Source organism: Clostridium sp. UBA6640, assembly GCF_002455975.1.
Taxonomy (GTDB): Bacteria; Bacillota; Clostridia; order Clostridiales; family Clostridiaceae; genus Clostridium_J.
The window spans coordinates 1-17,914 of the sequence record NZ_DKLM01000120.1 but is presented as its reverse complement, the minus strand read 5'-3'; the positions used below and the strand labels follow the sequence as shown (position 1 = coordinate 17,914).

Annotated in this window: 15 protein-coding genes, 1 tRNA gene and 2 pseudogenes; 5 read left to right on the top strand and 13 right to left on the bottom strand. The window is 27.9% G+C overall.

From position 1 onward, the window contains the following. Positions 1–223 precede the first annotated feature (223 nt). From B2W91_RS13240 to B2W91_RS13210, 8 genes and pseudogenes are all read right to left on the bottom strand, one after another. A complete protein-coding gene (locus tag B2W91_RS13240) occupies positions 224–514 on the bottom strand; it encodes a hypothetical protein (protein WP_291581647.1) in 291 nt (96 codons plus the stop codon). A 107-nt stretch (positions 515–621) separates the two neighbouring features. Continuing rightward, positions 622–903 carry an RsiV family protein gene (locus B2W91_RS13235; RefSeq protein ID WP_291581646.1) on the bottom strand — a complete coding sequence of 94 codons (282 nt, stop codon included), beginning with the start codon at positions 901–903 and terminating at the stop codon, positions 622–624. A gap of 45 nt (positions 904–948) precedes the next feature. Next, a pseudogene (locus B2W91_RS21075) lies at positions 949–1,104 on the bottom strand (hypothetical protein); the annotation flags it as partial. A 998-nt stretch (positions 1,105–2,102) separates the two neighbouring features. Beyond that, positions 2,103–6,386 (bottom strand): 2-hydroxyacyl-CoA dehydratase, encoded by a 4,284-nt coding sequence (locus B2W91_RS13230; protein WP_291581644.1) that lies wholly within the window; start codon positions 6,384–6,386, stop codon positions 2,103–2,105. A 153-nt stretch (positions 6,387–6,539) separates the two neighbouring features. After that, the gene (cysS, locus tag B2W91_RS13225) at positions 6,540–7,946 is read right to left on the bottom strand and encodes a cysteine--tRNA ligase (protein WP_291581642.1); all 1,407 of its coding nucleotides are present in this window, start codon (positions 7,944–7,946) and stop codon (positions 6,540–6,542) included. Between the two features lie 572 nt (positions 7,947–8,518). After that, on the bottom strand, positions 8,519–9,004 hold the full coding sequence (locus tag B2W91_RS13220; protein WP_291581640.1) for a flavodoxin family protein: 486 nt from the start codon (positions 9,002–9,004) through the stop codon (positions 8,519–8,521). 107 nt (positions 9,005–9,111) lie between these two features. Beyond that, the gene (locus tag B2W91_RS13215) at positions 9,112–9,783 is read right to left on the bottom strand and encodes a zinc dependent phospholipase C family protein (RefSeq protein WP_291581638.1); all 672 of its coding nucleotides are present in this window, start codon (positions 9,781–9,783) and stop codon (positions 9,112–9,114) included. A gap of 158 nt (positions 9,784–9,941) precedes the next feature. Next, complete coding sequence (locus B2W91_RS13210) at positions 9,942–10,301, bottom strand: hypothetical protein (protein ID WP_291581636.1); 360 nt, start codon at positions 10,299–10,301, stop codon at positions 9,942–9,944. 266 nt (positions 10,302–10,567) lie between these two features. On the opposite strand from B2W91_RS13210, the gene B2W91_RS13205 reads away from it, so the two are divergent. After that, on the top strand, positions 10,568–10,792 hold the full coding sequence (locus B2W91_RS13205; RefSeq protein ID WP_291581634.1) for a DUF378 domain-containing protein: 225 nt from the start codon (positions 10,568–10,570) through the stop codon (positions 10,790–10,792). A 77-nt stretch (positions 10,793–10,869) separates the two neighbouring features. Continuing rightward, positions 10,870–11,514 carry a DUF2284 domain-containing protein gene (locus B2W91_RS13200; protein WP_291581632.1) on the top strand — a complete coding sequence of 215 codons (645 nt, stop codon included), beginning with the start codon at positions 10,870–10,872 and terminating at the stop codon, positions 11,512–11,514. On the opposite strand, the gene B2W91_RS13195 is transcribed toward B2W91_RS13200, so the two are convergent. Further along, a complete protein-coding gene (locus B2W91_RS13195) occupies positions 11,501–11,944 on the bottom strand; it encodes a hypothetical protein (protein WP_291581630.1) in 444 nt (147 codons plus the stop codon). The genes B2W91_RS13200 and B2W91_RS13195 overlap by 14 nt on opposite strands. 56 nt (positions 11,945–12,000) lie before the next feature. Between B2W91_RS13195 and B2W91_RS13190 the strand changes: the two genes are divergently transcribed. Then, positions 12,001–12,321, top strand: a complete 321-nt coding sequence (locus B2W91_RS13190; protein ID WP_291581627.1) for a hypothetical protein — start codon at positions 12,001–12,003, stop codon at positions 12,319–12,321. Between the two features lie 450 nt (positions 12,322–12,771). Here B2W91_RS13190 and B2W91_RS13185 read toward each other — a convergent pair whose 3' ends face one another. Next, complete coding sequence (locus B2W91_RS13185; protein WP_291581624.1) at positions 12,772–13,230, bottom strand: HIT family protein; 459 nt, start codon at positions 13,228–13,230, stop codon at positions 12,772–12,774. A 67-nt stretch (positions 13,231–13,297) separates the two neighbouring features. After that, positions 13,298–14,323, bottom strand: a pseudogene (locus tag B2W91_RS13180) (IS1595 family transposase). A gap of 181 nt (positions 14,324–14,504) precedes the next feature. Here B2W91_RS13180 and B2W91_RS13175 point away from each other — a divergent pair. After that, positions 14,505–15,947 (top strand): NADP-dependent glyceraldehyde-3-phosphate dehydrogenase, encoded by a 1,443-nt coding sequence (locus tag B2W91_RS13175; RefSeq protein WP_291581623.1) that lies wholly within the window; start codon positions 14,505–14,507, stop codon positions 15,945–15,947. Between the two features lie 88 nt (positions 15,948–16,035). On the opposite strand, the gene B2W91_RS13170 is transcribed toward B2W91_RS13175, so the two are convergent. Beyond that, positions 16,036–16,749, bottom strand: a complete 714-nt coding sequence (locus tag B2W91_RS13170; RefSeq protein WP_291581622.1) for a lysophospholipid acyltransferase family protein — start codon at positions 16,747–16,749, stop codon at positions 16,036–16,038. Positions 16,750–16,907: 158 nt separating this feature from the next. On the opposite strand from B2W91_RS13170, the gene B2W91_RS13165 reads away from it, so the two are divergent. Then, entirely contained in the window at positions 16,908–17,762 is an 855-nt protein-coding gene (locus B2W91_RS13165; RefSeq protein ID WP_291581620.1) for a ComEC/Rec2 family competence protein, read from the top strand. Positions 17,763–17,829: 67 nt separating this feature from the next. On the opposite strand, the gene B2W91_RS13160 is transcribed toward B2W91_RS13165, so the two are convergent. Beyond that, positions 17,830–17,904, bottom strand: a tRNA-Asn gene (locus B2W91_RS13160). Positions 17,905–17,914 lie beyond the last annotated feature (10 nt).

The window sequence follows — 17,914 nt, the reverse complement described above, 5'->3', positions numbered from 1 at the left end:
CGCTGACGACTTATTCATAATAGCATGTTATAGTTCATGTAAATATAATTATTTACATTTTGTATGAAAATTATCCTAGAAAATCTTAAATTATCTCGGAAAATCTTTAAATTGCTCATATTGATACACCTGGAACTGTTTTATTTATAAAATAAAAACTAGCCTTATGGCTAGCCTTTATTTTAAATATATTATTTTATATTTAAAACTCATTTTATTTTTTCTATGTCTTATTTTCTAATTCTTTGATTTTTTTCTTTAAAGCTTTTATTTCTGATTCTATATCCATATTATTGTTTCCATTATTATTATTTCCATTATTTTTTGATGAATTATCATTAGATTTTTGCTTTAAACTTAATACTGCACTAATTAAAAAAACATTTTGCCCTAAAGAAAAAAATATATTTCCAAGAACACTTTGTTGTTCTGCTGTTAATCCCCTTGACATCTCTATTGATATTACTAGTAATAATAGTGATAGTTCTTCAGGAGTTAATTCACATCTTGACACTATAACCACCTATTATATATTGATATAATATATTTATTCATTTTTAAAGCTATATATAACATTTTTCAAGTTGAAAAATTATATTATAAAATATAATTACCTATATTTTATAATTTCATTTGTAAACTAAAATTGTTTAATGGTATTTTAAATTCTGGTATTCCTATAACATACGGAGAAATTTCATTCATATTGAAATATACTACTATATTATTTTCTTCTATATAAAATTTAGTATTTTCATTTATGGTAGCAAATTTATCAACAAAGTATACATTTCCTTTTTCTTCTAATTCTGTCTTAATATTTCTATTGATTACTTCTACATAATTATCTTTTTCATAAAAGATATCATATAAATTTAATATCCTCCCTTTATTTATATCCACATTGTAAGTTACATTTTCTTCAATAGTATATGTTCCACCTGTAAATTTAATAAATTGTAAAGTTAAACTTACTAAATCATTACTTATATGATTTACTTTGTAATCAACAGTACAGTTATATTTAGGAATATCATATTTATTTTCTTTGGCATATTTATGATCTATAACACTTAATTCTTCTGTATTATTCTTAAAATTAATTATGNNTGTCCGTTAAGCTTGTTTTCAAAATCTTTATTTGCGAGTCCTATTAACCTAGGAATTCTAAGATTAATATCAATAGTTTCGCTCAAAATCTTTTCCTCTTTGAAATTCACTTCTATTTTTTCCATTTGTGTTTTTTCTAATGCGCTTACTTTTTTGATGAATTCATTATCCTTATTAAAATTAAATAGGATATTTATCATTGCCAATACTAGTACTATACTAACAGAAACTACTCTTTTCATTAGTACTCCCCCTTATCATCTTCCATTTTTTACCTATATATTATCATATGTTTTCCAAAAAATTACATACTTTATGTAACTTTCAAAAAAAATTTAACTACAATTATTACAATTAAACTACCAGTATTGACATCTATTTCCTTTATTATTCCTCTACGTAATATTTAAAATACGATGTAATAAGGATTTATTTGTATTTTTATATTAAAAGGTTAATTATTGTAGACATATTCAATAAAGAATCTAATTCATCCTATAAAATAGCTTATGTATATCTTAGAAATCGTAAAATATAAAAGTAAAATGATTACAAACTATGTTTGTTCTATGGGATATGATGATGTAGATATTATAAGATTCCCTAATGAAAATTTAACNNAAAATTCTTTTCTATGAATGAAAAATTAAGAATGAATAATGAAGAATTATGGTTAAAACTCCACGATTAAGGCCTTTGAAGTTTTTTGAGAATAAATTTTATTTTAAGAAATTAACTAAAGGTGAATTTCATCCTAAATTCTTCATTTTTAATTATTAATCCTCAATTTTTAAGGGATAAAAACTGCTTTTATAGAAAATTTATTTTCCAGAGTATATATTAAGTTTTTATATTGTATCCCTATATATTTGTTCCCCTTGAAGAATGTAAATACTATGAAAATGGAGAACATTTTTAATCCTATTTATAAGACCCTTTATTTAAAGTCAAAAAAATCACCATCAAAATTACAATTTTGATGGTGATTTTTATTATTTTTTCTTTTCATTAGACGCTGCAACTTCTTTCAGTGCTTTTTCTATTACTATATCTTCTTCTAATTCTTTAAATGCAACAGATAGCATAAGTTTTATTCTATTTAACTGATTTACTTCGCTAGCACCAGGATCATAGTCTACAGCTACAATATTAGACTCAGGATATTGCCTTCTAAGCTCTTTTATCATTCCCTTACCAGTTACATGATTAGGTAAACAAGCAAAAGGTTGCATACAAACAATGTTTTTGGCGCCACTTTCAATAAGTTCAATCATCTCTGCCGTTAAAAACCATCCTTCACCAGTTTGGTTGCAAAGTGATAGTACATTTTCAGCTAGCTCAGCTAAATGAGATATACTTTTAGGTGCATTAAATCTTTTACTATTTTCCAGTGCTTCTTTCATTGGCTTTCTATAAAATTCTATATACATTTCTTCAACTCTAGCTAAATATTTATCTTTTTTACTAAATCCCAAATATTTACTTTTCAGTTCTGAGTCTTTTATAGTGTATAAGAAAAAGTCCATTAAATCTGGCATTACCGCTTCACAGCCTTCTGATTCAATAATGTCTACTATATAGTTATTAGCATCTGGATGAAATTTTACTAATATTTCACCTACAAGTCCTACCTTAGGTTTTCTAATATCTTTAATCTTTAAATTATCGAAATCATCTACAATATTGTTAACTATTTTCTTAAATTCTTTAACATTTCCTCTTTTTACAGCTTCTATACATATATCAACATATTTGTTGTAAAGTTCGCTCGCTGAACCTTGTTTTTCCTCATATGGTCTTACTCTATATAAAACTCTCATGAGTAAATCTCCATATAAAATTCCCATAGCTGCCTTTTTTAATAATGTTAATGTAAATTTAAATCCTGGATTAGATTCAAGTCCAGCTGCATTTAAAGATATAACTGGTATATTTTCAAACCCTGCATCTTTTAGTGCCTTTCTTAAAAAAGCTATATAGTTTGTAGCCCTACATCCTCCTCCAGTTTGAGTTATTGCAATAGAAGTATTATTTAAATCATACTTTCCAGATTTTAATGCATCTATAAATTGCCCAACAACTAGTATAGATGGATAACAGGCATCATTATTTACATATTTTAAACCTTCCTCAATAACCCTACCATCGGCTTTTTCTAACACCTTTAAATTATATCCCTCTGAAGAAAAAGCAGGACCTAAAAATTGAAAATGGATAGGAGACATTTGAGGTGCTAATATGGTATGAGTTTTTTTCATCTCTTTAGTAAATATTGGCCTTGGTCTTTGCTCAACAATTTTTATAGGAATTACTCCTTTTTTATCTCTTTCATCCATAGCAGCTTTTAATGAACGTATTCTAATTCTTGCCGAACCTAAATTATTTACCTCATCAATCTTTAGCACTGTATAAATTTTATTATTGTTTTCTAAAATCTCTTGAACTTGATCTGTAGTAACCGCATCTAATCCACATCCAAATGAATTTAGTTGTACTAATTCAAGATTTTTTTCCTTTGCTACATAGCTAGCTGCAGCATATAATCTTGAGTGATATACCCATTGGTCAACTACTCTTAAAGGTCGTTCTACTTCCCCTAAATGAGCAATGGAATCCTCTGTTAAAACCGCCATATCAAAGCTAGTAATAAGCTTGTCTAATCCATGATTAATTTCTGGGTCTATGTGATAAGGTCTTCCTGCAAGTACAATACCTTTTTTACCACTTTCCTTTAGATATTCTAGAGTTTCTTCTCCTTTTACTCTTAAATCTCTTTTTACACACTCATCCTCTATAAAAGCTAATTTTAATGCTTCTTTTATCTCAGGCTTAGATATTTTATACTCTTTTAGTGAATCTTCCATCCTTACTACTAAAGCCTCTCTATTATGAAGAGATATAAAAGGATTTAAGAAAGGTATTTTTTTCTCTTTTAAAAGGTCAATATTAGTTCTAATAACCTCTGAATAAGATATAACTATAGGACAATTATATTGATTTGTAGCTTCTTCTTGTTCCTTTTGTTCATAAACTATAGAGGGATAAAATATAAAATCCACATCTTTTTCTACTAAACTAACTATATGTCCATGGCTAAGCTTCGCAGGATAACATGCTGATTCAGAAGGTATGGTTTCAATTCCCTTTTCATAAATTAACTTGGAGCTTCTAGGTGATAGCTCTACTCTAAATCCTAATTTAGTAAAGAAAGTAAACCAAAATCCATAGTTCTCATACATATTTAGAACTCTAGGTATTCCAACTGTTCCCCTTATTGCATCTTCTTTTTTTAATGGCTTATAAGAGAACATTCTCCTATATTTATACTCATATAGATTAGGTACTGTATCCTTTTTTATTTCCAATCCTAATCCTCGTTCACATCTATTTCCTAGTATAAATTCCCTTCCATCAGAAAAACCATTTACTGTTAGCAAGCAATTATTACTGCAAAGTCCACATCTTTTCATAGTTGATGATGATTTAAAATTGCTTAAGTTTTCTTTTTTAAGTATAGTAGAACTTTTACCCTCTACGTATCTTTCTTTTGATATTAGCGCACAGCCAAAAGCTCCCATAAGCCCTGCTATATCTGGCCTAACTACTTCCTTGCCTGAAATCAATTCAAAACTTCTAAGTACTGCATCATTATAAAAAGTTCCACCTTGAACTATAATATTTTTTCCCATCTCTTTAGGATTTCTAATCTTTATAACTTTAAATAAAGCATTTTTAATAACTGAATAAGAAAGTCCACTAGATATATCTCCTACCGTTGCCCCTTCCTTTTGAGCTTGCTTTACTCTAGAATTCATAAAAACAGTACATCTTGAACCTAAATCTACGGGGTTTTCAGCAAGTAATGCCTCTTTAGCAAAATCCTCTACAGTCATATTTAAAGATTGAGCAAAGTTTTGAATAAAAGAACCACATCCAGCTGAACAGGCTTCATTAAGAGTCACTGAATTAATAACTCCATCTTTTACCCTTAAGCATTTCATATCTTGTCCACCTATGTCTAATATAAAATCTACATTAGGTAAGAAATGTTCTGCCGCTTTATAATGTGCTACCGTTTCTATTTCCCCTATATCAATCTTTAATGCTGCTTTAATTAATGCTTCCCCATATCCTGTTACCGTTGAGTTTACAATTTCTACTCCTTCAGGTATTTTATTATACAAATCTAATAATGCACTCTTAATAAGCTTTAGAGGGTTCCCTTCATTACTACCATAGTAAGAGTATAGTAAATTTTTATCTTCATCAATCAACGCTATTTTAGTGGTAGTTGAACCTGCGTCTATACCTAAATAACATTTTCCTTTATAGCTATTGAGATCTTTTGAATTCACCTTAAAAGAATTATGTCTATTTTTAAATTCATCCAATTCCTCTTGGTTCTTAAATAATGATGGTAATCTTTGTACTTCTTGTCCCTCACAGTATTTTAAAAGTTCTAGTTTATCGTATAACTCTTTAAATGTAATATACTCACTTTTTACTGATAATATGGCACATCCCATAGCTACAAATAATTGAGAGTTCTCTGGGAAAATAACATCTTCTGGTTTAATACTCAAAGTCTCTACAAATCTTTTTCTAAGCTCTGATAAGAAATATAACGGACCACCTAAAAAAGCTACTTTTCCTCTTATAGGTCTTCCACAAGCAAGCCCACTAATAGTTTGATTGACAACAGATTGAAATATAGAAGCTGCTATATCTTCTTTTAACGCTCCTTCATTTATCAATGGCTGAATATCTGACTTTGCAAATACTCCACATCTTGCAGCAATAGGATGAATAGTTTTGTAATTTTTAGCTAACTCATTTAGCCCTGCTGCATCTGTTTTTAGCAGTGAGGACATCTGGTCTATAAAAGCACCAGTTCCCCCTGCACAGGTTCCATTCATTCTTTGTTCCATTCCATCTTTAAAATAAGTTATTTTTGCATCTTCTCCACCTAATTCAATAGCTACATCAACATCATCAGCAAAGGTTTCTATAGTTTTACTACATGCAATAACTTCTTGAACAAAAGGTATCTTTAGCCAATTAGATACAGATAATCCTCCCGAACCTGTTACATTTACAGTAATTCTTTCCCTCGGAAAAGAACTATAAGCATCATTTACTAAATTGAATATAGTACTTTTAATATCTGAAAAATGCCTTTCATATTTACTATATATTATTTGAAAATTCTCATCTAAAATCACTAATTTAACTGTTGTTGAACCAACATCCAATCCTAAATGTAACAACCTTTTCATACTTTCATCACTGTTCCTTCTATATAATTTAATAATTTAGTGAATAAATCTATAATAAAAATTACATTTATTAAAAAACTGCCATAATTAATATATAGAGTTAAATCACTAAAATTTTAGCAATCTAACTCTATTAAGATTATCTATTTATTTTTATTTTACTTTCCAAGTTGTACCTTCTTTACTGTCTAATATTTCAATATTCATAGTTAAAAGTTGATTTCTTATTTCATCAGCCTTTGAATAATCCTTAGCTTTTCTAGCTTGATTTCTTTCATCAATCAATCTATTTACTAGTTCTTCATCTACATTAGATAAGTCTTTCTCAATCCTCATTAAATCTAAAGATAATACTTTATCAAAATCTTCTATTAATGTTGCTTTTTCTTTATTATTAAGCTGATTATCTTTTAACATATCTAATAATACTGTAAAGGCATTTGCTATATTTAAATCATCACTTATATGAACTTTAAAATTTTCTTTATACGAATCTATTTTCCCTTTATCTATTGACTCACTTTCAATTATATTCTCTAATATTAAGGATATTCTCTTTTTAAGAGCTTTAAAAGATTTTTTTGCATCTTCTAAACTTTCAAAACTAAATACTAATTGCTTTCTATATCTTGATTGTAAACAAAAGTATCTATAATCTAAAGGTGAATATCCTTTATCTTCTAATATCTTTAAAGTTAAAAACTCTCCACTTGATTTAGACATTTTTCCACCATCAAGTACTAGAAACTCTCCATGTATCCAATAATTTACCCATTTTTGTCCACTATAAGCTTCTGATTGAGCTATCTCATTTGTATGGTGTACTGGTATATGGTCTATTCCTCCACAATGTATATCAATTCTATCACCTAAATACTTCATGGACATCGCAGAGCACTCTAAATGCCATCCTGGAAAACCTCTTCCCCATGGCGAATCCCATTGCATTATTTGATTTGTAAATTTAGAATTTGTAAACCAAAGTACAAAATCTAATGGATTTTTTTTATTTGGGTCAACTTCTATTCTACTACCTGCTTCTAATTCGTCAATACTTAAATCAGCAAGTTTCGTATAATCTTTAAATTTATCTATTTCAAAATACACATTTCCATTGGCTTGATATGTATATTCTTTCTCTTCAAGCCCTTTAATAAATTTAATCATATCATCTATATGTTCCGTTGCTCTACATACAACATTTGGTCTTTTTACATTTAACTTATTGCAATCTTCAAAAAAAGCATCCTCGTAAAATTTAGCGATTTCCCAAACGGTTTTCTTTTCCCTTGATGCACCAAGAGCCATTTTATCTTCACCCTCATCGCTATCAGATTGAAGATGTCCAACATCAGTTACATTCATTACATGTTTTACTTTGTATCCCACATACTCTAATGACTTTTTTAAAACATCTTCAAATATGTAAGTTCTTAAGTTTCCTATATGAGCGTAATTATACACTGTAGGTCCACAAGTATACATTCCTACCTTATTAGGCTTTATAGAAATGAACTCGTCTTTATTTCTCGTCATTGTATTATAAACATAAAAACTCATAATTTTCTCTCCTTTTCTTAGAATTTAAATATGTAGCTAATTGTTCCTTTACTTTTCATAATCTATTATCATAGAGAAACATTTAATCTCAATTTCATAAAACACAATATCAAAATTAAAATCTACTATAAATTTTATTCATAAAATATATATTTATGCTTTAACTTAAAAAGCTACAGTTATTTCTGTAGCTTATCTCCGAACCTCTCACGACTAAAGTCGTAAGGTTCTTAGGTACTATCCAAGCTTCTTTTGGATAGCCGATATTTGCTAAAACAATATCAGTGACACCAAATCTGGCTCAGTTTCCCTAAGACTTTACCGGGCAAAGTTTCCGCTGAAACTATTATCGCCCTACTGGGTTTACCATATTGACTCGGCTCAAAACCATATGCGCCAAAGGTTTATGGCACATTCATCTCGACACTAAAGTACCGAGCATTCTTCGTTGCGTGACAAAATCTATAAATTATTAATAAAATTAACTTAATATAAATTGTATCATATTAATATAATTTTACAATATTTTTAGGAAATTATATAACACTTATATTTAAACAAACTACTTTATTTTAAGTAGGCATTATTTTGCCGCCCCCCTTTTCATACATTTTTTTAATCCAAATTTTACATTTATTAAGTCCGTCTTTATCTTTTGATTCAATTATATCTAAATTTATCTCTCCTAATATATCACTATCAAAAAATAGCTCATTTCTATCTCGTATATTTTTTAAATCTTTTCCTAGCGTAAATAGTGCTATTTTCTTGCCAGAGAAGATATTTCCTAAAGTGCTTCTTTTTAATCCTATAGGTAATTTATAAAACCAATTAGGTACTGCTAATACAATTAATTCATAGGATTTTATATCTTCTCCTAAAGTTTCTAAGTTAAGATTATCCTCTATAAAACTTTTATATGGAACTTTATCATAGATACCAGTGTTATTTTTCACATCTTTTAGTTCTAATAAGTCTCCCTTTATCTCTTCTTTCATAGTTTCTGATAAGTTTTTTAATAATCCATCTAAAGAATAAAATAATATAAGAGTTTTCAATATACCACTCCTAAATACTTATATATTTATTAGTATATGAAAACTCTTTTTATTTAGTTAATATGTGAATATTATACAATGTTTATTATGACAATAGATCTAAATATCTATTGATTTTCTAAATAAAAACCTTTATCTCTTAAATCATTTGCTACATATTCACTGCATTCAATTATAAAATCATTCATTTCATTTTCTGTTAAATATATAAAATTTTCTTTTGTGTCATTGTTTTCTCCTAAATAAGCTTCTTTTATGTAGTTTACTTTCTTTGTAAAAGCTCCTTTTGGAAAGTATTCTAAATAATCTTCAACTTCTGTTACATTCTTAAAAATTGTAAAAAATAAGCTATTTGGATTTTTATCTAAGAATAGATAATCAAGTCCATACCAATCTTTTTTAATGACCCATATGAAATTTTTATCTTTTTCTAATCCTTCTTTGTATAATTTTGTTTTCTTTTTATCGTCATACATTCTTTTCCAACATACATCAGTTAAAAGATGTACATAATACCCTAAATAAAAAGAAAATCTATTATTTAAATTATTTTTCTTGTGATCTTTTAAATATTTAATATAGAATCCTTCTGCATTAGTATTTTCTCCATCTTCCATCCAATGAGTAATGTCTCTAGGTGGATCAAAAGAAGAATAATCCTCATTGGGTACTCCACTATCCGGTCCTATATTTCCTACAGTAAAGCATTCATAATTTACCTGTGGCTTCTTCTCTAAAATTTTTTCTGCTACCCTCAAATGCGCTATCCAAGTTGCCATAATACACCCCCCTTATTAAATACCATATAGTTGTTAAATTTAATATTCTCTAAACTAATTCTTCTTCTTCTTTAAAACCCCTTCTTTTATTAAATAAAAAGAGCAAGATAAACTTTTATTTAAAAGTCTGTCTTACTCCTTTTTACTATTTCTTCATTTTATTTATTCTTTTTAACTCTATTTGGTTTTGCTTTAGGTTTAATAACTGTATTATTGCTTTTATTATATTGATTATATGATTTATCTTGTGGTTTATCATAATGTTTTAAGAACCCTGACAAATCCATAAACCATAAAAATAAAATCACAAAAATTCCTGGAATTATATATCTAGCAACATAATTAGGCATCGTTGGCCAAAGTAATGTCGGTGCTATAAATACAGCTAAAGCTGTTACTAATACAATCCATTTGTTTACTTTAATCTTACCTAATACATATGTTCTAAGTACCCCATAGACAATTAATGCTATAATTGAAAAAAGTAAAATACCTAAAATAAGTTTAAATGTTTCCACTTTTATCCCTCACTTCTTGTTATGTTATTTTTAAACAGTTAATAATATTATATAATATCCCCTCACCAATTAACAGATTTTATTTAAATTTATGCTTAAAATTATATTTACTTTATGTTAAAATTTATGTGAGATACTATAAAATAATCATTAATTTTTATAAATTATCTTCATTTTGTTAAAATATTTTTTTCTTATTGTTATAAATTATCAATAGTTGTAAATAATAAGAAATGTAAATATTTTAGAAAAAGGAGATGTGTTATATGAGAACACTAGACACAATCGTACTAATACTTGTTATAATCGGCGCGGTAAACTGGGGATTAGTTGGACTATTTCGATTTGATTTAGTAGCTGCACTGTTTGCTGGTTCAGGTACTTTTGGTTCAATAAGCCAATTTAGTCGTATTATTTACGCAATAGTTGGTATTTGTGGATTGTATGCTCTTTCATTCTTAGGAAGAGACAGAGAGCGCGATGACGTTTAACGTTAAAATATAACCTTTATAAAAAAGCTGAATTATTTCAGCTTTTTTATTATTTCCTACATACTAGGGGTGGTAATATGAGTATAAAAAAATATATAAATTATAAGCTTAAAGAATTAACTATAGAAGAATTAACTAAATTCTATGATCCTAAGCTGGTAAAAGGATATTGTAAGCAATGTAAAAAATATGGTACTGTTTGGTCTTGTCCAGAATTTAAATTTAACGAATTAGAATTTTTAAAGGATTATACTTATGCATATTTAATACACTCAAAAATTTATATAAGAGATATATGCAAAAGTACAATGGATGAATATTATAATAATCTTCTGAACATAGTACCTGAAGTTAAGGATTATAAGGATGATATGGGTAAAAAATTTAATACTTTATATTTCTCCTGTAGACTTTACTTAGATAATATGCTACTGAGAATTGAGGAAAGTTATAAACATTCTTTAGCTATAGTATCAGGTAGATGCCTTTATTGTGATCCTTGTGAAAAAACTAAAGGCAAAGAATGTATAAATCCTGAAAAATTAAGATACTCTTTAGAAGCTCTATCTATAGATGTATCATCCTTATTAAAGTATTCATTAAATGAAGAAATTCAATGGAGTAATGATGAAGAATCTAATTACATTACCTGTGTTTCTGCACTACTTTCAAAAAATCCAATAAATATAAATGAATTAGAAGATAAAATTATTCATTTTTGATGAATCTAAGTTGAATAGTTACAGTTTTTATATTTTCTCTTATAACTAAAACACTAACAGAAATATTACTATTTAATATTTCATCAAAGATATTATTTATATCTTCCTCAATAAATTTTATAGTATCTCCTTTTTTATTTTTAATAGCATAATTTGAAGAAAGTCTTTCTAAATATAGATTGTCCCACTGTGCTAAATCATATTCATTTTCTACTTCAAAAATTAATCCTCTATTTATTAAAAAATTCTTTAATAATTCATATTTTCTTTTAAGATCATCCCCTTTTTCATCTAGTTTTTTATAAATTTCCGCCTTTTCATCTATCGCTTGTTTTTCATTTTTTATTTCAACTTCTAATTTTTCTTTTTCATTATCTAATTCCAATATATATTTATTAATTTTTTCTAAATATCTTTTGCTATTTTTCATAGTTTATCTTGCCTTTCTGTAAGTTCTTTATATAAAATATTAGTGAGGTGAAGCTTATGAAAAAACTTCAAGAAATTATAGATTTCTTATCAACTCAACTATTAGTAATAGTTAGGAGAATTTCTGAATCCATATATAAAGTTTACAATAACATAGTATTCAATTTCAACAAACAAAACACTATTAAGAAAATGTTTGAGCCTACTATTGATAAAAAACAAGATATAAATAAGGAATTATTAAATGATCTAAAGTATCTTAAAGATAAAAGAGAGAATCTTGAGAATAAAATCGATTGTATTAAAAAAGAGAATTTAAAAATTGAGAAAAAAATTAATATTTTGGAATTGCTTCTGACTGAACAAAGCCAACAATAACTTTAAGTCTTTGCGTTGACTTCCCATATAGAGTTCTACAATAAAAATTTAACTTATACATGACTTTAATTTCCATAATGAAAATTCTTTTCTATGAATGAAAAATTAGGAATGAAAGATGAAAAATTATATCTAAAACTTCACGGTTAAGACCTCTGAAGTTTTTTGAGAATGAATTTTATTTTAAGAAATCCGCTAAGAGTGAATTTCATCCTAAATTTTNNATTATTAATCCTTAATTTTTAAACAATTAGCTGCTTTTATAGAGAATTTATTTCCATAGTATACTTTAAGTTTCATATTGGATGTCTATATTGATGTTTTAATATAAATTCTAATATTACATTTTTATTTATGGCTCTGTTTTAAACCAAGGTTGATAATGGATAGTATAAAAGTGGACAATGATTTGTCCACTTTTATTTAAATCATAATATACAATTAATAATATTAAAGTTCTTTATCAACCATTTCCTTTAACTCATTAGCAATATTTTTTGAAAAATCATGCTTTTTATCACTAAATGTCCAACCAAATCCATCTCCCTTATATCTTGGAAAGACATGCATATGATAATGTCCAATATCATTAAATTCTCCACCATTTTGCATTACACTATAACCATCTGGGGAATACTTTTCTTTAATTACCTTAACAATTTTTTTAGATAATACCATCATAGACACTACTACCTCAGTTGGAATTTCATCAGTATCTAAATAATGTTCTTTAGGAATTATAAGTACATGTCCTTCATTTATTGGCTCTATAGTTAAGAAACACATAATTAACTCATTCTCATAAACTAAGTTACAAGGTAATTCCCCTTTTACAATTTTACAAAATATACAATCCATATTTACCTCCTTAATTTGTTTTGAAGTTCGTATTATAATATAATTGTCCAAAACTTTATATTAGTATTTTACATAATTTACGGATTGTAATCCAGTATTTTCTAAAATATAATCTAATTTAAACAAATCTCGGTACTCTGGTCTTAAATTCCTTAACCATAGTATAACTAAGTGCTATATTGCTATGAACTATCAAATTTTTAGTTCTTACTATATCTTTTTCTGTACTAAATGTATTTATCCACTTGTGCCACTTTAAGTAGTTTTCAAGATACTTTGTAGCCACTCCGTTAAATCTTGTCATCCATCTCTTTAAATTAGAATGTAGGCTATTTATGTGGTTTATATGGTATATATCCTCTTTGTGTCGTCCTCTTTTAATCCTCTTATGTTCTAATTCCATATCAGTAGCAAACTGAATGTATGACTTATGAGAGTCTGTGCATAGAATAGAATGTTCCCCTATGCGATTTTCATATAAGCGTTCTAACTGATTAGCAGTAACTCTACCAGTACATAACAATTCAATTATTATATTTCCTTGCCTATCAAGAGCAGTACCTACACATACTTGTTCTTTGCTTATCCCTCTCTTCTTGACTTGTTTACCTCTCTTACGAGAAGGTCTTGGCATATTAGCAGGTTTAGTACCTTTATATGAATAAGCAAAGAAAACTTCATCTGCTTCAACCACACCATCAACAGAGCCTACACCAAGAAACTCACTGATGCAATTAAGTATCTTATGTCGCCAGTAAAAAGATGTGGCTATATTAATTTCTACTTCTTCGGCAGATTTTCTTATAGAGTAACCATTTAACATACATTTAGCATATCTAAGCCACTTATCTACAGTTTTCTTACTTCTGTAAGTAGCAGAGTTAGTTAAATCGGAGAATGATTTTTTGCAATTTCTGCATAAATATCTTTGCACACCATTTCTTTTCCCATTTCTAACTACATCAGTACCATTACAATGACAACAAATTCTACCTTTAGAAAATCTCATTTCTTTGACTTTCTTAGTTACTTGTGCGACTTGAGAACCTAAAACAAGATATTCCTCTAATTGCGTTAATAATTCTTGTTATTCTTGTTCTGATAAGGCTTTTGCTTGTGCCAATACTGATGTTACATTGTTCATCGTGTTACCTCCGAAAATTCATTATAACCTATTTTCAGAAAAGTACACATATCAACCACTATTTAAAACAGAGCCTTATTTATAATAACTTCCATATATAAAAATGCTCATAATATTTATTTTATAATTTAGCTATTAATTGATAATACTAATTATATCTAAATATTATGAGGTGATATTTTTGTTTGAATGTATAAAGAAAGACAATCATTTCTGTAATTTATATGATGGTGGCTGGGTAACATCAAAAGACACTATTGATATCTATTCCCCTGTGGATAATTCTTTTGTAGGTACTATCCCTTCTATGACCAAAAGCGATATAGATGCATATATAAAAAATTCGAAAGAAGCACAAATATCTTGGGGAGAAGTTCCTGTTAGTGAAAGAGCCGCTATACTTCATAAAGCTGCAACAATATTGGAAGAGCAAGTAGAAGAAATGGCAGAAGTACTCATGTGGGAAATTGCAAAAGATAAAAAGTCCTGTATATCTGAAATTATAAGAACTGCAGCTTTTATTAGATATACTGCAGATGCGGGCAAAAATCTTGAAGGTGAAGCTATTGGTGCTGATAATTTTCCTGGATTTAAGAAAAATAAAATGTCTTTTGCTACAAGAGTTCCTCTTGGAATAGTATTGGCAATTTCACCTTTCAATTATCCTATAAATCTATCCGCAGCAAAAATAGCTCCTGCTCTAGTTGCCGGAAATAGTGTTATATTAAAGCCACCTACTCAAGGTGCAATTAGTGCACTATACCTAGCAAAGGTATTTCAAGAAGCTGGCCTTCCTAATGGAGTATTAAATACGGTTACCGGTAAGACTTCTGAAATCGGTGATTATTTAGTTACTAGACCAGAAATAAATTTTATAAATTTTACTGGTTCTACTAATGTTGGTAAACATATTGCTGAAATTGTTGGAATGGTACCTATGATAATGGAGCTTGGTGGAAAAGATGCGGCAATAGTATTAAATGATGCTAATTTAGATGATACAGCAAGAGAAATAGTATCAGGAGCTTATAGTTATGCTGGTCAAAGATGCACCGCCATAAAAAGAGTATTAGTGGTGGAAGAAATAGCTGATAAATTAGTAGAAAAACTTTTAGATAATGTTAAAAATTTAAAGGTAGGCCATCCGAAGGATGGTTGTGAAGTAACTCCTCTTATCGATACTAAATCTGGTGATTTTGTTGAAGAACTTATGAAGGATGCTATTGATAAAGGAGCTAAATTACTTATTGGCAATAAACGTGAAGGGAATTTACTATATCCTACACTTTTTGACTATGTAACCACAGATATGAGAATTGCCTGGGAAGAACCTTTTGGTCCTGTACTTCCTGTAATTCGTGTAAAATCTATGGAAGAGGCTATAGATATAGCTAACCGTTCTCAATATGGATTACAATCTTCTGTATTTACTATGAATATAAATGATGCTTTTTATGTTGCAAATAAACTTGAAGTGGGAGCAGTACAAATTAATAATAAATCTGAAAGGGGACCAGACCATTTTCCATTCTCCGGAGTAAAAGCTTCTGGTATGGGTACACAAGGTATTAAATATAGTATAGAAGCTATGAGTAGGTTAAAATCTATAGTATTAACAGTATAATTAATTCTTTTATTATATTTAAAATCATTTTCATGAATAAAGTTTTTTATTTTTTAAAATGCTACTTAGAAATTCTAAGTAGCATTTTTTACATATTAAATCCAGTTTCAACAATATCTTTACATATTTGAGCTAAGTTACTTTGATCTTCCTTAGATAGTTCCTTAGGATATATTGGCTTATGAATTATTATTTTACAATCTAAGTCACCTTTTTTAGCTCTCTTACTTCCCTCTAATACTTTATATGTTCCATCTATAGTAATAGGAATAATTGGCACATTAGCCCTTGTAGCCAATTTAAGGCTTCCTTTTTTAAATTCATTTAACTTACCATCTCTACTCCTCGTTCCTTCAGGAAAGATTAGCATCGAATGTCCATCTTTAAGATTTTCTGTAGCTTCAAGAATAGCTTTTAATCCCTCTCTTGGATTATCTCTATCTAAAAATACGCATCGTATATTTTTAGCCCAATAAGATACTACTGGTACATTTTCTAACTCTTTTTTTCCTACAGCACCTAATGGCCTATCAATACAATCAATTACTAATGGAATGTCCATAATACTTTGATGATTTGCCACATAAAGACAAGTCTCATCAAGTAAATTTTCTTTACCAACTACCTTAACTTTTAATTTAGATGCTTTCATAGTAAATCTTGCCCATTTTTTCGCATGATTATATATAAACTTTTCACTTTCTTCTCTAGATTTCTTTTTAATTCTTTCAAATTTTGGCTTCAAAAGCATTGTGAAAAAGATGTACATTGCAGACTTCGCTATAAAAAAGAATTTTCTCATTTTATCACCGTCCTTATATTTAGTCATAACTATTATATCAATAATATTATTCATTTTAAAGCATAGTCATTAAAGAAATCATATTGAAAGATACTTTACTAGTTTATAAACTTCTTAATTGGTCTATAATTTTAATAATTAGCCTATAGGAGGAATAAATGAAAAATAAATTTATTAATCTATCTATTTTAATATCAATTATAATTTCAATATTTACTATATCCTATAAAGTTTATATAGATTATATTCCTTATGATGATAAGGCTATAATTCACTATATTGATGTAGGGCAAGGTGATGGAATATTAATTCAAGTTAATAATAAGAATATTCTAATTGATGGAGGTACAGAAAGTAATTCTAAAGCACTTATTAAATATTTAAAAAGCCAACGAGTCAAATCCTTAGATTATATTATAGCCACCCATCCACATGAAGATCATATTGGCGCATTACCAGAGGTCATAAATACTTTTAAAGTTAAAAACTTTTATGCTCCAAAAGTCACTGCCAATACTACTTGCTTCTATAATTTGATAAAAAGCTTAAAAAGAAGTGATTTGAAAATTCTTCCTATAACTTCTCCTATGATAGTAAATCTAGATGAATATACTTCACTCTCCTTTATTTCTCCTAATAAAAATGAATATAAAAATTTGAATAATTATTCTTTAGTAGCAAAACTTCAATATAAAAACTTCTCATTTCTATTTACCGGTGATGCTGAGAATGAAGTTGAAAATGAAATTATATCTTCTGGTTATAATATAAAATGTCACATACTAAAATTAGGTCATCATGGAAGCAAAACCTCTTCTACTCAAAAATTTTTAGATGAAGTTAATCCTAAGATAGCTATTGCGTCTTGCGGACTCGGAAATGATTATGGTCATCCAAGTAAGGACATATTAAAAGAACTAAAAAATAGAGATATAAAACTATATAGAACTGATAAAGATGGAACTATTGTATTTATTTGTGATGGAAAAACTTTAAAGAGAAAAATAAAATAAAGTGCTATATAAAAAGAATTTTAGTTATAATTCTTCTTATATAGCACTTCATATTTTTTAATAAAAATGGCTCCGCGAAGAGGATTCGAACCTCCAACCTATCGGTTAACAGCCGAGTGCTCCACCGTTGAGCTATCGCGGAATATTGCTAA